The organism is Streptomyces sp. NPDC102514, from assembly GCF_055584525.1.
On sequence record NZ_JBVJLW010000001.1, the window covers coordinates 52596 to 68421 of the forward strand.

10 protein-coding genes are annotated in these 15826 nt (G+C 73.0%); 5 read left to right on the plus strand and 5 right to left on the minus strand.

The genetic code is table 11. The features are described 5' to 3' along the window. Positions 1 to 9: 9 nt before the first annotated feature. Together ACZ60E_RS00265 and ACZ60E_RS00270 are read left to right on the plus strand one after the other, a co-directional pair. Positions 10 to 756 (plus strand): SAM-dependent methyltransferase, encoded by a 747-nt coding sequence (locus tag ACZ60E_RS00265; RefSeq protein ID WP_469436437.1) that lies wholly within the window; start codon positions 10 to 12, stop codon positions 754 to 756. Positions 757 to 951: 195 nt separating this feature from the next. After that, a complete protein-coding gene (locus ACZ60E_RS00270; protein WP_384809895.1) occupies positions 952 to 1674 on the plus strand; it encodes a peptidoglycan-binding domain-containing protein in 723 nt (240 codons plus the stop codon). Between the two features lie 13 nt (positions 1675 to 1687). Here the strand turns inward: ACZ60E_RS00270 and ACZ60E_RS00275 are convergent, their stop codons facing one another. Then, entirely contained in the window at positions 1688 to 4975 is a 3288-nt protein-coding gene (locus ACZ60E_RS00275) for a family 78 glycoside hydrolase catalytic domain (RefSeq protein WP_469436439.1), read from the minus strand. A 217-nt stretch (positions 4976 to 5192) separates the two neighbouring features. Here ACZ60E_RS00275 and ACZ60E_RS00280 point away from each other — a divergent pair, with 217 nt between their 5' ends. Next, on the plus strand, positions 5193 to 7883 hold the full coding sequence (locus ACZ60E_RS00280; protein WP_469436441.1) for an ATP-binding protein: 2691 nt from the start codon (positions 5193 to 5195) through the stop codon (positions 7881 to 7883). Between the two features lie 114 nt (positions 7884 to 7997). Next, complete coding sequence (locus tag ACZ60E_RS00285) at positions 7998 to 9395, plus strand: FAD-binding oxidoreductase (RefSeq protein WP_469436445.1); 1398 nt, start codon at positions 7998 to 8000, stop codon at positions 9393 to 9395. Positions 9396 to 9522: 127 nt separating this feature from the next. Here ACZ60E_RS00285 and ACZ60E_RS00290 read toward each other — a convergent pair whose 3' ends face one another. Then, positions 9523 to 9768, minus strand: coding sequence for a DUF397 domain-containing protein (locus ACZ60E_RS00290; RefSeq protein WP_469436447.1), 246 nt, complete (start codon positions 9766 to 9768; stop codon positions 9523 to 9525). Between the two features lie 3 nt (positions 9769 to 9771). Continuing rightward, positions 9772 to 10593, minus strand: a complete 822-nt coding sequence (locus tag ACZ60E_RS00295; RefSeq protein ID WP_469438274.1) for a helix-turn-helix domain-containing protein — start codon at positions 10591 to 10593, stop codon at positions 9772 to 9774. Between the two features lie 577 nt (positions 10594 to 11170). Between ACZ60E_RS00295 and ACZ60E_RS00300 the strand changes: the two genes are divergently transcribed. Continuing rightward, a complete protein-coding gene (locus ACZ60E_RS00300) occupies positions 11171 to 11917 on the plus strand; it encodes a DUF6624 domain-containing protein (RefSeq protein WP_469436449.1) in 747 nt (248 codons plus the stop codon). Positions 11918 to 12032: 115 nt separating this feature from the next. Here ACZ60E_RS00300 and ACZ60E_RS00305 read toward each other — a convergent pair whose 3' ends face one another. Both ACZ60E_RS00305 and ACZ60E_RS00310 read right to left on the minus strand, forming a co-directional pair. Then, positions 12033 to 12407, minus strand: coding sequence for a hypothetical protein (locus ACZ60E_RS00305; protein WP_469436451.1), 375 nt, complete (start codon positions 12405 to 12407; stop codon positions 12033 to 12035). A 251-nt stretch (positions 12408 to 12658) separates the two neighbouring features. Further along, a complete protein-coding gene (locus ACZ60E_RS00310; protein WP_469436453.1) occupies positions 12659 to 15811 on the minus strand; it encodes a helix-turn-helix transcriptional regulator in 3153 nt (1050 codons plus the stop codon). Positions 15812 to 15826 lie beyond the last annotated feature (15 nt).

The following is a 15826-nucleotide window of genomic DNA, read 5'->3' on the forward strand; positions in this document are numbered from 1 at the left end:
ATCCCAGAAGTGGATCTCCCACGTAGCTTCACCGTCCGCGAGAGCGGACACCGCATTCACAACCCGTTGACCAGCGAGAAGCTGGCCGTCCTAGGGCGGGCCCTCGACCCGGCGCCGGGCACCACCGTGCTGGACCTCGCCTGCGGCAGCGGCGAGATGCTGTGCACCTGGGCGCGCGACCACCGGGTGACCGGCACCGGCGTGGACATCAGCACGGTGTTCCTGGCGAAGGCGCGCGACCGCGCCGGGGAACTGGGTGTCACCGACCGCGTCGGCTTCCTGCACGGAGACGCGGCGGGCCATGTCGCCGACGAGCCCGTCGGCATCGCCGCGTGCGTCGGTGCGACCTGGATCGGCGACGGGGTGGCGGGCACCGTCGACCTGCTGCGCAGGAGCCTCGTCCCCGGCGGGATCATGCTCATCGGCGAGCCGTACTGGCGCCGGGAGCCCCGGGACCGGGCGACCGTCGAGGGCTGCCACGCCGGAAGCAGGGACGACTACCGTTCGCTCCCGGAACTGGTCGAGGAGTTCGGCGCCCTCGGCTGCGACCTCGTAGAGATGGTCCTCGCCGACCAGGACAGCTGGGACAGGTACGTGGCTGCACAGTGGCTCAGCACCCGCCGCTGGCTGGACGCCAACCCGGACGACGAACTGGCCGACGAGATGCGCGAGGACCTGGCGACCGGGCCCCTGCGCCATGTCCGGTACCAGCGCGAGTATCTGGGCTGGGGCGTGTTCGCGCTGATGAACCGCTGACGGATGCCGGGTGCGGACCGGCTGGGGCGCACCCGCGCAGCGGCGGTCCGACGGTCCCACCCGGCTCGGCGGCGTGCGCCGGTGTGCTGGGGCGCGCGCCCGTTCGGTATCGCGCTCCGGCCCGGCGCCCAGACGTTGAACCGCCGGGCGGAGTGACCCGTATCCCTTCTCAGTAACGCCCGGAGGGAGAGCAGGTTGTCGACACCGTTCGACCCCGAAGAGTCACCGCGTCGCTCGCCGCTGGAGCCGACCAGTGTGCTGCGCCGCCGACAGCCAGGTTCCCTGGCGGATCTGCTGCGGCAGGTGCAGGAGAAGGAGCGCGAACCGGACGAGGGCTACGAGGTCGTCGCCGTCGCCGTACCGGCGCCGGAGGCTGCCCCCCTGCCCTGGGTCGCGGAGGACGACACGCAGGAACTGCCGCCCGTGGTCGAGGGCGACAGCAGACCGGCGCCGCGCGAGCGCCCGGCCGGAAAGGGGCCGGCCCACGGCCGCAGCACCTTCCTCCGCAGCACGGTGCTCGGTGTCGCCGCGACGGTCGCCGCGCTGGGCGGATTCAGCGCCGCCCTCCTGCTCACCTGGGACAAGGACGACGACCCCGCGCAGGCACGGCCCCCCGTCGCGTCGTCCGCGCCACCCGCCTCGGCCCCCGCACAGGAAGGCGGCGCCCCGGCGGGCATCGACCCCGACGGCCCCGGCACCCTGCGCGAGGGCGACCGGGGCCCCGAGGTCAGCGACTTGCAGGAACGGCTGCTGCGCATCCCCGACGTCTACAAGGAGGGCACGCCCAGCGGCATCTACGACGCCACGCTGACGGCGGCGGTGGCCCGCTTCCAGCTCTGGTACGGCATCAGAGGAGACGAAACAGGCGTGTACGGCAACGACACCCGCACAGACCTCGAAGCCCGCACCGCCTCCTGAGACACCGCCCCACTCACCCCGCAACCCGCCCCACGAACTCCCACCCCCCGTGCGCCACTTCGTACACCACGAAGCCGGGCTCCAGCCGTACGTACGTGGCCGCGGCCGGAGCACGTACCGCCGACCGTGTCGTCGCCGGTACGTGGACCTCGGCCGTGGATCCCACCGGGACACGCACCGCGAGCCGTATCGCGTCGTCCACGATCGACCAGGACGCCGAGGCCTCTCCTCGGACGGTGCGGATCGAGGTGCGGGCCCAGTCGACTCCCGTACGGCCGTCGGGGCGCACGGTGAAGGTGCGGTACCCGGCGTCGCCGGGGCGGAGTCCGGCCACGTTCTCGTACAGCCATTGCACGACCGTGCCCTGGAAGTAGTGGTCGCGGGAGCGTGAGTCGACCGGCCACATCTCCCACATGGTGTCGGCGCCGTTCTCGAACCAGTAGCCCCAACTCGGGTACGTGCGCTGCGTGGCGATCGCGTGGGCCACCTCGGGATGCCCCTGCGCGGACAGCTGGCGCAGCAGGACACTCGTGCCGAGCGCGCCGGTGTTCAGGTGGTTGCCGCGCTCCTTGATGTCGGCGAGCAGCGAGTCGACGACGGAGGCCCGCGCGCCCGGCGGGACCAGCCCGAAGGCGAGCGGTATGCAGTTGTTCGTCTGCCGGTATCCGGGGTCCTTCGCCGTGCGGTAGTGGCCGTCCGGGCCCAGGAAGGCCGCGTTGAAGGCCTCCTTGAGTCCGGCCGCGGCCCCGCGATAGCGAGCGGCGACCGCCGACTCGTGGAGCAGGTCAGCGAGTTCGGCCGTGTCGGTGAGTGCCCGGTGCAGATACGCCGTCGCGGTGAGCCGGGTGTCCTCGGGCGGGTTGCCGCCGTAGCCCGGGGGCAGATAGTCGCCGAGCGCGGTCACGGCCAGCCCCTCCCTCAGCCGGGAGATCTCCCAGTCCAGATAGCGCGTGAGCGGCGCCCAGTGGTCGCGGGCCAGCCGCTCGTCCCCGTACACGCGGTACATCTCCCGCAGCAGGAACGGGTACACCGTAGTCCACTCCGGGGACGGACCGAGGTCGCCGTAGCCCCAGCCGCCGCTCGGCACGATCACCGGGATCTGTCCGTCGGAGTTCTGACTGTCCTTCAGGTCACCGAGCCACTTGGACAGGAAGCGGTGCACGCCGAGCGCGTACGCCATGACGGGCGCGCCCAGCTGCGCGTCCCCGGTCCAGCCGTTCTTCTCGTACATCGGGGTGTCCGTCGGGATGCCGTGCAGGTTGTTGAGGAGCGTGCGCCGCATCGCGCGCTCCAACTGCTGGTAGAACGGCACGGAACACGCGAAGGAACCCGTCGCCTCCACCGGTGTGTGCACGACACGGCCCAGCACCTGCGACGGCTCGGGCTTCGCGGGCAGCCCGCTGACCTGCACGTACCGGAATCCCTTGTACGAGAACCGGGGCTCCCACACCTCGTCGGCGCCGCCGCCCGCGCACACGTATTCGTCGGTCTGGAACCGGCCGGGGACGTGCCCGGTCTCGGCGTGCACGCTGCCGTCGGACTTCAGCTTCTCGCCGTGGACCAGGCGTACGGTCGTCCCGGCGGGCGCGCGCACGGTCAGCCGCGTCCAGCCGGCCATCGTGCGGCCCATGTCGACCACGTACACGCCTTCGCTCAACTCCTTTACGGCGACCGGGCGTACGGTCTCGATGACCTGGATCGGGTCGTGGGGCTGTGCGTGCAGGGTGCCCTTGGGGGCGTCCCGGCGTTCGGTCTGCTGCCAGCCGCTGTCGTCGAAACCCGGGCGGGTCCAGGCCCTGGGTGCCTTGCGGGCGTCGTAACTCTCACCCGCGTACAGGGAGTTGGAGCGGGTCGGGCCGTCGGTGATGCGCCAGCTGCCGTCCGTGGCGACCGTGGTGCGTGAGCCGTCGGGGTGGTCGATCTCCAACTGGCCCAGGAGGCGCGGCTCGTCGTGCCACGGCGGACGGTGCCAGTTCCAGACGTTCGGTGTCGTCATGCCGAAGAAGCCGCGACCGAGGGTCACCCCGATCGCGTTGGCGCCCCGGTGCAGCCGGTCCGTCACGTCGTGGACGGCGTACAGGACGGTCTCGTCGTAGTCGGTGAAGCCGGGGTCGAGGACCTGGCGGCCGACGCGTTCACCGTTGATCTCGGCGTCGTAGTAGGCGAGTCCGCTGATGTAGAGACGGGCACGGGAGACGGGCTTCGAGACGGTGAACTCGCGGCGCAGCAGCGGCGCCGGCTGCTCGGGCGCCGCGATCGACACACCGGAACCCCACGGGCCCTGCCCGTACGGGGCGAGCACGGCGGCCCCGGCCCACGCGGAGTCGTCGAACTCGGCCTGCTGCCAGCCCTGTTGTTCGGTGTCGGCGCTGCGCCAGCCCTCGCCCGTGACCAGCTCCACCGTCCCCGCGTCCGCCCCCGAGCCGTGCTCCACGAGGAGTCGTACGAGCAGGCCGCCGGGGTTGACCGACGCGTTGCCGCGGTTCGTCGCGAGGGCGGCGACCACCAGGCGCCCGGAGCCCGCCGCCTTCACCTCCTCGGTGACGTCGAGGAGATGGCCCTGCCGCCAGGCGTCGGTCTGCTCGGCCTGGTGCATCACCTGGACGCCGTCGAGATACAGGGTGAAGTCGTCGTCGGCCGTCGCCAGCAGCGTGGCTCTTCGGACCTCGGCCCCCGCGGGTGCGGTGAGCGCGCCGCGGAACCAGCGAGGGCCGTTCGGGGCGTCGTTGGAGGTCGCGCCCAGCGACCAGATCCAGGACGCGCCCTCGAACGACGGCGGCTCGGGCGCGGCAGCCGCACCGATCCAGAACCCCTGCCAGGAGTTTTTGGACAACGTTGTCTCCCACCAGCGCGGCACACTCCACGCCGACGCCCGGCCCTCGCCGTCCCAGACCCTGACCTGCCAGTGATAGCGGGTGCGCGGCTTCAGGGCGGGGCCCGCGTAGACGATCCCGACGCTGCGGTCCGACGCGACCCGGCCGGAGTCCCAGACAGCTCGCTGCCCCTCGCGCAGGCCCTTCTCGCTCAGCGCGACCCTCACGTGGTACGCGCTCTGCCGGGCTCCGTGCCCGTCGGCGCCCAACTCCCAGGTGAGCCGCGGCTGTTCCACCTCCGTGCCGAGCAGGGTCTCGGCGTACTCGACGGTCGTGCGCTCGACGCGCAGCCTGCCCGGCCGCGATGCGTCGGCGCCCGACGGGGCCGAGGCGGCGGCCCCGGTGGTACCGGAGGCGAGGGCGGCGGAGGCGCTCACTCCGGCGGCCGAACTCCGGAGGAAGGCGCGGCGGTTCCAACCCTTGGTCATGTGGTGTCCCTTGGTTGCGTACGTACGCGGGTGCGGGTGCGGGGGCGCGTGCGGGTGACGAAGCGAGGGGGTGGGAGGAGGAGAGGGAGTGAGAGGGGAGGGAGGAGTGTCGGGAGGGGGACGTGCGAGGCGTTTGAAACGTTTCACACAATTCTTGAACGATCCTATGGGCGCCGCTGTGGGGCTTCAAGAGGCGTGCATGTGCCAGCATGGCGCCGTGGACGGGGGGATCCTCGAACGCGAGCACGAGCTGGACCGGCTGGCCTCGGCCGCCAGGGAGGCGGCCGACGGAGCCGGTTCCGTGGTGCTCGTCCACGGCGAGGCGGGCATCGGCAAGTCGAGCCTGGTGAAGGCCATGCCGGGCGTACTGCCCACGGCGTCCCGCGTCCTGGTGGGGGAGTGCGACGACCTCGCCACGCGCAGGCCGCTCGGCCCCTTCCGCGATCTCGTCGGCGGTGTCGGCGCGGAGCTGGCGCGGGCGCTCACGGCGGGCGGCGACCGGCCCCGGGTCTACGACGCGCTGCGGGCGGAACTCACCGCGGCCCCGCACCCCGCCGTCCTCGTCGTCGAGGACGTGCACTGGGCCGACGAGGCCTCCCTCGACGCGCTGCGGTTCCTGGTGCACCGGGTGGAACGCCTGCCGGCCGTGCTGGTCCTGACCTACCGCGACGACGAACTGGACCGCCGCCACCCCCTGCACCACCTCCTCGGCCAGGTGTCCCGGGCCGAACGCGTGCACCGCCTGCCGCTGTCCCGGCTCTCCCCGGGCGCCGTGCACCGGCTCAGCGCGGTGAGCGGCCTGGACCCGGCGGAGGTGTACGAGGTCACCTCCGGCAACCCGTTCTTCGTCGCCGAGGTGGTGGCGGCCGGCGGCACCGGCGTCGTACCCCCGACCGTGGTCGACGCGGTCCTCGCCCGGCTGCGCGACCTGGACGACCGCACCCGCGACGCCCTGGAACAGCTCGCCGTCATGCCCTCCGCGGTCGAACGCCCCCTCGTCGACGCGTTGCTGCCGGACGGCGTCACCGAGCTGGCGGTCGCCGAACAGCGCGGACTGCTGACCGTGACCCCCGAACGGGCCGGTTTCCGCCATGAGTTGATCAGACGGGCCGTCGCCGACTCGCTGCCCGCCGCACGGCGCATCGAACTCAACCGCCGGGTCCTGGCCGCACTCGTCGTGAAACCGGGCTCCGACCCGGCCCGCGTCGTCCACCACGCGGCCCAGGCCGGCGACCAGGAGGCGATCGCACGGTACGGACCCGATGCCGCCCGGGACGCCGCCGGCGCGGGCGCGCACCGGGAGGCCGCCGCCCATCTGCGGCTGGTCCTGCGGCAGCGCGACCGCTTCGACGCGGCCGAACTCGCCGATCTGCTGGAGCGGTTCGCCATCGAGAGCTACACCGTCGCCGACTCCGCGGCCGCCGTGGACGCCGAACGGGACGCGGTCGCCCTGCGCCGGTTCCTCGGTGACACCCGCGCGCTCGGCGCCGACCTGCGCTGGCTCTCCCGCATCCACTGGTGGGCGGGGAACGCCGACGAGGCCCAGCGCGCCGCGCGGGAGGCCATCGCCGTCCTGGAGGAGGCGGGCGACGAACGGCTGCTCGCGCTCGCGCTGAGCAACACCTCCCAGCTCCACATGCTGTCCGAACGCACCGCGCAGGCGGTCGACTTCGGCGAACGCGCGATCCGCCTGGCCCGCCGCACGGGCGACAACGCGATCCTCGCGCACGCCCTGAACAACGTCGGCACCGCCCGCTGGCGGGCCGGCGACCCGCTGGGCCGTGCCCAGTTGGAGGAAAGTCTGCGTGTCGCGCTGGCCGCCGGGGAGGTCGAGCACGCCTGCCGCTCGTACGCCAATCTCATCTGGACGCTGCTCGAACGCCTCGAACACACCGAGGCCGACCGTTACCTCGCCCCGGGGATGGAGCTGGCCGACCGGGCCGAGCACGTCGGCTTCCTCAGCTATCTCCATGTGGCCATGGGGCTGCGGAAGTTCGCCGCGGGTGCCTGGGACGAGGCGGAGCGGCACGCCGAGATCGGCGCCCACGACTTCGTCCCCGCCCGCTGCCCCGCGCTGACCGTCCTCGCCCGCGTCCGGGTCCGGCGGGGCCGCGAGGGCGGCGGCGAACTGCTCGACGAGGCCTGGGAGATCGCCGTACGCACCCGTGAACTCCAGCGCACCGGACCTGTCGCCGCCGCCCGCGCCGAGGCCGCCTGGCTCCGCGGCGATCACGCGCTGGTGGCCGACCTGGCCGGGCCGGCCTTCGAACAGGCACGCCGGCTGAACGTCGTCCCGCACCGCGCCGAACTCGGCCACTGGCTCACCAGGGCCGGACACCCCGTACCGGCGGACGGCTCGGACCACCCGTACGCCCTCCAGACCGCCGGACACTGGCGGGAGGCGGCCCAGGTGTGGCACACGGCCGGCTGCCCGTACGAGGAGGCCGCCGCCCTCGCCGAGAGCCCGGACCCGGACGACAAGCTCACCGCCCTCGCGGGTCTGGACGCGCTCGGCGCCGAACCCCTGGCACGGCTGGTCCGCTCCCAGCTGCGGCACCTCGGCGTCCGTCACATCCCGCGCGGTCCGCTCGCCGCCACCAGGGAGAACCCCGCCGGACTCACCGAGCGGCAGCTGCAGGTCGTGCGGCTGCTGGCCCAGGGACTGACCAACCCGGAGATGGCCGAGCGGCTCGTGGTGTCGGTCCGTACCGTCGACAACCACGTCGCCGCCGTCCTGGAGAAGCTCGGTGCCCGCTCACGGCGCGAGGCCGCCGCCCGCGCCACGGAACTCGGGATACTGCCGGGCCGCGAGACACAGACGCAGGCCGACGCGCAGGCGAAGGCGCGGGACCCCGGCGGACGCGGGGAGCGTGGGCGGACGCAGCACGGAGAGCGCGGGCAGACCTAGGTAGGCGGCGCGGCCGAGCTGAGTGATGGGCACGGATGCCCGAGCGCGGGACACCGGACTAGAACAGGGCCATCGAAGGGGCCCGGAGAACGGGGCCCCGGATCGGGGGATGCCATGTCCGTCACGCCCGCGCAGGCGGCCCGCCAGGAACTCCAGTCGTTCGAGGGCCAGTTGGTCGGCCCCGAGGACTCCGGCTACCAGGACGCACGCGCCGTCTACAACGCGATGATCGACCGGCGGCCCGCCCTGGTGGCACGCTGCGCCGGCGCCGGGGACGTGGTCCGGGCCGTCGGCTTCGCCCGCGACCACGATCTGCCGCTCGCGGTCCGCGGCGGCGGACATCACGGAGCGGGCCTGGGGACCTGCGACGGCGGCGTGGTCGTCGATCTGTCGCCGCTCAAGGACATCGTGATCGACCCCGGCGCCCGGACGGCACGCGTCGGCGCGGGCTGCGTCTGGGGCGAGGTGGACCGTGCCACCCACGCCCACGGGCTGGCCACCCCGAGCGGCATCATCTCCACGACCGGAGTCGGCGGCCTCACCCTGGGCGGCGGCCTCGGCCACCTCAGCCGCAAGTGCGGGCTGACCATCGACAACCTCCTGGAGGCCGACCTCGTACTGGCCGACGGCACACAGGTGCGCGTGAACGCCGACGACAACGCCGACCTGTTCTGGGCGATCCGTGGCGGAGGAGGCAACTTCGGCGTCGTCACCTCGTTCCGGTTCCGGCTGCACGAGGTGAGCACGGTCGTCGCGGGCCCCACCTTCTGGCCCGTCGAATCGGCCGCCGAAGTCCTCACCGCCTACCGGGACTTCATCCCCCACGCACCCCGCGAACTGGGCGGGTTCTTCCTGTTCGGCGCCGTCCCGCCGGCCCCGCCGTTCCCCGAGGAGATCCAGGGACGCAAGGCCTGCGGTGTCGTGTGGTGCTACGCCGGGGACGACGCGGACACGGCGGCCCGTCTGATGGCGCCCCTGCTCGACGCGCTCCCCGAACCGATGCTGCACGGGCCCGCGCCGATGCCGCACCCCGCGATCCAGTCGGCCTTCGACGGCCTCTACCCGCCCGGCGACCAGTGGTACTGGCGCGCCGACTTCGTCAACGAGATCCCGGGTGACGCGATCGACCAGCACGCCAAGTTCGGGGCCGAACTGCCCACGCTCAAGTCGACGTTCCACCTGTACCCGATCGACGGGGCCGTCCACGACCACGCCCCGACGGACACCGCCTGGAGCTACCGGGACGCACGCTGGGCCTCGGTGTTCGCGGGGGTGGACCCCGACCCGGCCAACGCCGACCTCATCAGGCGGTGGACCGTCGACTACTTCGAGGCCCTGCACCCGTACTCGGCGGGCGGCGCGTACGTGAACATGATGATGGACGAGGGACAGGAGCGGGTCCGCGCCAGCTACCGCGACAACTACGCACGCCTGGCCCGGATCAAGGCCGACCGCGACCCGGACAACCTGTTCCGGCTGAACCAGAACATCCAGCCGGCCGCACGGTCCTGACCGGCCTCACCGACCGCCCGCGGAAGGGCCCTGGCGCCGACGGGGGGCGCCAGGGCCCGTGCGGCACGGTTCGTACGCCGAGCTCGTACGCCAAGGCCGGGTACGCGGCGTACGGCATGAGCGCGGGTCAGGCGACGAGGAAGTCGGCCCGGCCGGACTTCGCGCCTTCCAGGAACGAGATCATCTCGTCCCGGCTGTAGACCAGCGCCGGCCCGTCCGGATCCTTGGACTGGCGGAGGGCGACGCTTCCGTCGGGGAGCCGCTTGGCCTCCACGCAACTGCCGCCGTTGGTACCGCTCCAGGGCTTCTCCCAGCCCTCGGTGCCCAGCTCACCGGCGGGCACACCGCTGTGGACGGGATCCATGGACGTCATGGCTCACAACTCCTCACGCAGTTCGGCCAGGATGCTCCTGGTCCGGGTGACCGGCTCCGCCTGCACGGACATGCGGTCCAGCACTTCGAGATAGGTCACGACGGCGGCGGGCTGGTCCACATAGACCGAGCCGACGAGGCTCTCGGTGTAGACGACATCGGGAAGTTCGGAGAAACCGAAACGGAAGTAGTGGAACGGGCCGAACGCGCCGGGGTGCGCGCCCACCGAGAAGCGCAGTATCTGGATCCGGACCTTCGGCATGTCCAGGGCCTCGCCCAGCCGGTCGATCTGGGCCCGCATCACCTCGGCCCCGCCCACCGGCCGGCGCAGCACGGTCTCGTCCAGGACGGCCCAGACCGCCGGGGCGTCGGACTTGGTGAGCAGGTCCTGGCGCCGCAGCCGCAGATCGACGCGGCGGGCGATGTCCTCCTTGCTCGCGTTCGGAAAGCCGACCCGCATCAGCGCGGCCGCGTAGTCGTGCGTCTGCAACAGGCCCGGGACGTAGTGGGGTTCGTAGAGACGGATGACGGCGGCTTCGCTCTCCAGGCTCACGTACGCGCTGAACCACTCCGGCAGCACGTCACGGTAGGAGTACCACCAGCCGGGCCGGTTGGCCTCCCGCGCCATCGTGAGGAAGCCGTCCACCTCGGAGGAGGGGACTCCGTAGGTGCGCAGCAGCTCCCTGACGTAGGGGATACGGAGGCCGACCTCGGCCTTCTCCATCCGACGGACCGTCAAAGGGGTGACCTCGATGGCCCGGGCGGCGTCCTCGAAGGAGATCCCCGCCTGTTCCCGCAGGTCCCGGAGGCGCCTTCCCAGGACCATCCGCAGGACGGTCGGAGCGCTGCCGCCGGAGCGGTTGTCGCTCACGTCCTGCCTCCCGGAACGCCCGTCACGGCCAGCAGTGTGCCACGCAGTGGCTGACACAGACAGAGCCGTGCGGATCGTTCTGAAATTATCAGAACGCTTGTTACGAGTTGAGGGCGTACGCAATCATAGGGACCGAGTGACGAGCCGCACGGTCCGGCAGCCACGGCGCACAACGACGGTCGGTCGCAGCGCAGTTGGCGCCCCGGCGGGCCGGTCGAGCCCGCAGCAGCATGATGCGAGACCTGGATGGCCACCGTGAGTGACGGACGACCGAGGAACCCGGGCAGAGTTCCCGCCGCGGCCGACAAGGCGCTGGACACCCTTCAGGCACGGGACCTCGGGTACGGGCCGCGCTCGGTGCCGGGGGCAGTGGCATGACGCCCGGCGCGGACGTGTCCGGCTTAGACGCGACCGGCTCCGGCACGACAGGCCTCGGCACCGCAGGCCCCGGCGTGTCCGGTTCCGGCCCGACCGGTTCGTGCGGTCCGTGTGGTTCGCGTGGTCCATGTGTCGGCGGGACAAGGAAACCGGTGTGGTTCCCGTCGTGCATCCGACGGGCGCCATGACCGCTCCGGGTACGGGCGAACAAGGATGGACCGCGGCCACGGTGCCCGCGGGCCACCTGCCTCGCGACGAACGGGCGGACCGTATGCCCCACGGGACGCCGGAGACCCACGACGGGGTGGCGAAGATGCGCAGGGGATACGCGTCCGACACGACCGACGAGGACCGCAGGGGGCTCGCTCACGACGAGGTCCGGGAGGGCCACCCGACCGTGCTCCCGGCGCTCGCGACCGCCCTCGCCCGTGAACTGGTCCGCCGCGTGGACGAGGACCACCGGGCGACGGGGGAGGCGCACCGCAGTCCCACACCGGCCGCGCGGCAGGGTCTCGCGAAGTGCCGTGCGGGCAACGCCGAGGCGCTCAGGGCCATCGTCCGGCGCCATGCCTGGCCGACCGCGGAGCTGGTCGGCGCGCCCGCCTCGACCGCGGCCCTGATGATCCTGCTGCACGCCCCGGATCTCGCCTTCCAGGTCGTGTGCCGTGACCTGATCGCCCAGGCCGTCGCGGACGGACGCTGCCCGGCGCCGCATCACGCGTACATCGCCGACCACTGCGCCGTGGAACTGGGCCAGCCGCAGTTCTACGGAACCCGTATCGACCCCGTGACCTGCAGCCCGTATCCGGTCCGCCGGCCCGAGACGCTCGACGAGCGGCGCCGCGACGTCGGTCTCGCCCCCCTCGACGAGCAGATGCGGACCCTACGACTCAGCGGGTGAGACCGTTGGGCCCGACGGGTGAGCCGACGCCCACGCCGAGGATGACGTCAAGGGTGAGCCGAGGGTGACCTGGGCGCCTGGGGCGCCTGGGGTGCCCGGGCGGCTCGGCGTCGACCTACGGTTCGAGGCGCAGCTCCCGCTCCTGCTCCTGGTCGCCGGAAGCGGCCCCCTCCTCGTGGACGGTGAAGGCCGCCGAGAGTGTCTTGTCGGCCTGGCGCACCGCCTCCGGGCTGCCCTGGAGGGTGACGGTGACGGACGTGGAGAGCTTGGCTCCGGAAGACGGCTTCCCGCCGTCGCCGTCGCTGCGGTCGCCGGTCGCCGCGTCACCGCCGCTGCCGAAGGTGGCCGTGTAGACCGTCGCGTCGTCGTCACCGGGCAGGGTGTCCGGCGAGCCGAAGGCGGGTTCGAGCGTGTGGACGACAGCCCGCGCGTCGGCGGCCGAACCGCCGGTGAGAGTGAGCGTCAGAGCGAGATGCGTGCCGGACGTCATGAACAGCCACCTTTGCTTGTACGTGTGCTCGTGTACTCGTACTCGTGCTTGTGCTGGTACGAATGCGGGCCATCCGCTCGGGTAACCGGTTGCCCCGGACACAAACGGCGGCTCGGTCCCGCGTGCGCCCGTCTCCATGACACAGCCATCCGCCGGACCCCGCAGCCGCTGAGGCACACGCCGGCCGCACGACGACGCACCGATCCGGTCACCGATCCGCCCGCTGATCCGGTCGCAGGTCAGTCCGCGGGTCAGCCCGAGGTGGTCGGTTCCGCTTGGACCAGGCCCTCGCGGTACGCGATCGCCACCGCCTCCGTACGGCTCGCGGCGCCCAGCTTCGCGAGGATGTTGGAGACGTGCACGCTCGCCGTCTTGCCGCTGATGAACAGTTCCTCGCCTATCTGCCGGTTGGTGCGGCCCCGCGCGAGGAGCAGCAGGACGTCGTTCTCCCGGGCGGTCAGCGCGGGAACGCCCGCCACCGGGGACGTCTCCGCGAGGCGGGCCCGGCGGATCAGCCGCTCCACGTCCTCACGCAACGGCACCGCGCCCAGTTGGACGGCCGTGTCCCGGGCCGCCCGCGCCTGCCCGGCGGCCTCCTCGCGCCGCCCCGCCGCCACCAGGGCCTCCGCGAACCGGACCCGGCAGCGGGCCTGCTCGTAGACGTCCCCGTAACCGAACGCCTCGACCGCCTTCTCCCAGGCTTCCGCCCTCTCCCGGGCGGCCTCGGTCTCCTCCCGGGCCCGCGGGTCCGGCTCGGCGCGGCCCCGCGCCCACTCGGCCTCGGCGCGCGCCAGCCACGCCCGCCCCTCGGGACCCTGCGGCGCACCGTCCTCGCCCTCGGCCGCCGTGACCCGGGCCATCGCCACCAGCTCCGCCCCGGTCTCCGACCAGCGCCGTACGCCTTCCTCGTCGCCCGCCAGACGGGCGGCCACGGCCGCGTCCGCCACCGGGGCCAGGGCGAGCGCCGCGAGCCGCACCACCACGTCGGGCGTCGTACCGGCGTCGTCGACGAGAGCCGCGACGCTCGTACGGACCTGCTCGACGGCCGCCTCGGCATCGTGGCGCAGGACCGCCGTGTCGGTCAGGAGGATGCCCGCCACGAGGGTGGCCATCCAGTCGAACGGCCCGTCGAGGAGGGTCCGGGCCCGCTCGGCCGCCCCCTGCTCACCGCGTGCCAGGGCCACCGACAGCGCCGGGCCGATCGCGTAGCCGCCCGCCGCGGGCAGCCGCTCGGCATCGCTCTCCGCGGCGCGCACGCAGGCGTCCCACTGGCCCAGGGAGTAGAGCACCAGGGACCGCAGGTAGCGCATCTCCAGCGGGTAGGGCGAGGCGAGCAGCCCCGCACGGCCCGCGCGCTCCAGCCCGTCGGAGAGCCAGGTCAGGCATTCGTCCAGGTCACCGGACTCGTACGCGCCGATGGAGAGGTTGAACAGTGCGCGCATCTCGATCGAGGTGTTCCCCGCGCTCCGGGCCAGTTCCCGTGCCTCCCGCAGCCGGGCCCGTCCTTCCGGGGTGGTCCGGCCCGCTCCCTCCAGCCCGACGAGGGAGATCATCAGGTCGGCCCGGGCGTCGGTTGTGCCCAGTTGCTCCGCGATGCCCAGGGCCCGGTGGGCCACGTCACGGGCGGTCTCGTCGTCGCCCACGTAACGCGCCGCCATGACATGGGTGGACGCGGCCCACACCCACGTACGCGAGGGAGGATCCGCGGGGATCATCGCGAGGGCCTCGCTGCTGTACGTGAACGCGGCGGTCAGGCTGTCGATCCGCATGAGGTTGCCCGCGAGCGTGTAGCGGACCCGGGCGGCCAGTTCGGAGTCCTCGTCGGAGCCCATGCGCGCGAGCGCGGCCCGGGTGAGCGAGACGGCCCGGTGGGTCTCGCCCGCGTGGGCGGCAGCCGCCGAGGCGCGCAGCGTCAGTGTGACCGTGTCGAAGCCGTCGGGCCGCGCGTCGGCCGGTACCGCCGACCACAGGTCGAGGGCGGCCTCAAGATGGCGCAGTTCCTCGGCGGGCGCGCGGACCCGCGCCGCGTGGTCGGCGGCCTCCAGTGAAGCCGCCAGCGCGTCGGGCAGGTCGTGGCTCTCGCGCGAGTGGTGGGCGCGCTCGGCGGCACACTCGGCAGGCAGGCCCCGCCCGGCCAGTACGTGGGCGAACGCCCGGTGCAGCCGCACCCGTTCACCCGGCAGCAGATCGGCGTAGACCGCCTCACGGATCAGGGCGTGCCGGAAGGAGTAGGCGCTGTCCCCACCGGAACTCCCGCCCGAGCCGCCGCCGGAACTCCGACCCAAGCCCTGAGCCGAGCTTGAGCCCGAGCCTCTGCTGGTACTCCCGCCGAAACCACCGCCGGATTCCCTTCCCGACCCCCCACCGGCGACGAGGAGCTGGCGTCCGACGGCCTCGCGCAGCGCCGACTCCAGCTCCTCCTCCGGCAGTTGCACGGCGTCCCGCAGCAGATCGTGCTCGACGCGGCGCCCGGCGACCGCCGCCGTGCGCAGCACCTGCTGTGCGGTCGGCGACAGTTGCTCGAAGCGGCTGAGCAGCACGTCCGCCAGACCGCTGGGCACGGCGGAGGCGGCCCCGGGCGCGGACTCCGAGGTGGCGGCCAGCAACTCCTCGGCGTAGAAGGCGTTTCCCTCGGCGCGCTCGACGATGCGGCGGATCGTGGCATCGGGCACGGGGGCGGTCCGCTGGGAACGGACGAGCCGGTCCACCTCGCCGTCGGGCATCGGCCGCAGCTCCAGCCGCTCGACGGCGGGCAGCCGCACCAACTCCGCGAGCAGGGGCCGCAGGGGATGTCTGCGGTGCAGATCGTCGGCGCGGTACGAGGCGAAGACGGCGAGACGCTGACCGGGCGCGCCGCCCGCACTGCCCGCCCCGCCCAGGACGCCCCGGCTGAGCAGGAAACGCAGCAGGTCGCGGGAGGACTGGTCCGCCCAGTGCAGGTCCTCCAGGACCAGCAGCAGCGGGGCGGCCCTGGTCAGTTCGGCCAGGAGCGCGGCCATGCCCTCGAACAGCTGCGGCCGGCCGCCCGCGTCCCGCGCCCCGTCCCCGCCGTGCCCGATCAGCCGGTCGACCACGGGATGCGCGGCCAGCGTGCCGCAGAACCGCTCGTCCCCGGCGAGCACACCCAGGATCTCGGTGAACGGCAGATACGGCAGACCCACGTCACCGAGGTCCACGCAGTGCCCCGTGACCACCGTCGTGCCCGCCGCCGCTGCCTGCCCGGCGGCCTCGGCCAGCACCCGGGTCTTGCCGACCCCCGCGTCCCCGGCGACCAGCACGGCGCGTGCCTCACCGGCCCGGGCCCGGTCCAGGACCTGGGTCAGCCGGGCGAGCTCGTCCGCACGCCCGATGAAAGGCCCGATGAAGGGCCCGTTGAGCGGCGTGGTGAATGCGGTGGTCGACACGGATCCATCCTGGCA

Coding starts and splice junctions, on each gene's coding strand:
- ACZ60E_RS00275 (WP_469436439.1), bottom strand. CDS start 4,975: ATGACCAAGGGTTGGAACCGCCGCGCCTTCCTCCGGAGTTCGGCCGCC.
- ACZ60E_RS00305 (WP_469436451.1), bottom strand. CDS start 12,407: ATGACGTCCGGCACGCATCTCGCTCTGACGCTCACTCTCACCGGCGGT.
- ACZ60E_RS00290 (WP_469436447.1), bottom strand. CDS start 9,768: ATGACGTCCATGGATCCCGTCCACAGCGGTGTGCCCGCCGGTGAGCTG.
- ACZ60E_RS00285 (WP_469436445.1), top strand. CDS start 7,998: ATGTCCGTCACGCCCGCGCAGGCGGCCCGCCAGGAACTCCAGTCGTTC.
- ACZ60E_RS00295 (WP_469438274.1), bottom strand. CDS start 10,593: ATGGTCCTGGGAAGGCGCCTCCGGGACCTGCGGGAACAGGCGGGGATC.